We start from the raw sequence: 1,222 nt of genomic DNA on the forward strand, positions 1-1,222 counted from the left end.
ACAACGCTTATGTATGTCCACTGACAGATAATCCTCCTATTCTGTTTTCTTTCTACGAGTCAGAACAGTATTGAGAAACTATGCTTAATGTATAGATTTCGTATCAACTGCGAGGAAAGACTGTGAGAAGAATTCTTATTAAAACAGAACACTTATGAATGAGTCTCAAGAATTAAGCAAACAGGTGGTTGGAATAGATATAGGGAAAGACATGTTCTATGCCTGTTATAAAGCTTTAAGCAATAGCCATAAGATCGTCATCAAAGGGACTAAGTCTTTTACCAATGATTTATCGGGGATGCAAGAGTTTTATACCTGGTGTATAAACCGAAATACTAAACCTGGATGCAGTTTAGTCTTTGTGATGGAGGCAACAGGTGTTTATTATGAAAATTTAGCTTATTTCTTATATGAACGAGATTGTTTGGTTAGTGTTCAATTGGCTCAGAAGATCAAATATTATGCGAAGAGTTGTAATCTAAAAACAAAGACCGATAAAGTCGATTCAAAAATGATTGCAGAATTCGGAATTGAAAAAAATCTATCTGGAACAGATATATGGACGCCTCCGAGCAAATCTTTTAAAATGATACGAGATCTCTCACGAGAACACACGAGTTTAAAAGAAGCCTGCTCTACTGCTCAGTCTCAGCTTCATGCCTTACAACAAGCTTACAGTGTACATCCACGTGTTATTACACTAAAACAACAACAAATTGAATTCTATAAACAACAAGAAGAAGCTGTAAAACAAGAAATGTTACTCCTTGTAAAAGAAGATGAGATTTTATTCGACAAATTAGAAAACATAATCTCCGTTAAAGGCCTCGGTTTTATAACAGTCATCAAGATTTTAGCAGAAACAAATGGCTTTTTACTATTTCGTAATATTCGTCAATTAGTTAGCTATGCAGGTCTCGATGTTATTGAGAAGGAATCAGGGAGCTTTAAAGGAAAAACGAAAATATCAAAAAAAGGAAATGCTAGAATTCGTGCTGCACTTTATATGCCAGCTATGACCGCATCTGTTTATAATCCAGACTTAAAAACATTTTATAATCGCATAAATGAAGGTAGAAGTGTAAAAAAGCAAGGTCTAATTGCAGTTATGCGAAAGCTATTAATTCTAATCTATACTCTATGGAAAAAAAACGAAGCCTATATTATAAACTATAATGATAGGAATTTATCCACTGTGAAAGCTTAGAGTAATAAAGAGTCA

General features: G+C 33.9%; 1 protein-coding gene. It reads left to right on the plus strand.

Annotated features, from left to right (window positions below; all coding sequences use genetic code 11):
* Window positions 1-154 precede the first annotated feature (154 nt).
* On the plus strand, window positions 155-1,207 hold the full coding sequence (locus tag BZG01_RS21305) for an IS110 family RNA-guided transposase (RefSeq protein ID WP_101311841.1): 1,053 nt from the start codon (window positions 155-157) through the stop codon (window positions 1,205-1,207).
* Window positions 1,208-1,222: the final 15 nt, after the last annotated feature.

The sequence above is a fragment of the Labilibaculum manganireducens genome (genome assembly GCF_002843385.1).
In the GTDB taxonomy this organism is placed as follows: domain Bacteria; phylum Bacteroidota; class Bacteroidia; order Bacteroidales; family Marinifilaceae; genus Labilibaculum; species Labilibaculum manganireducens.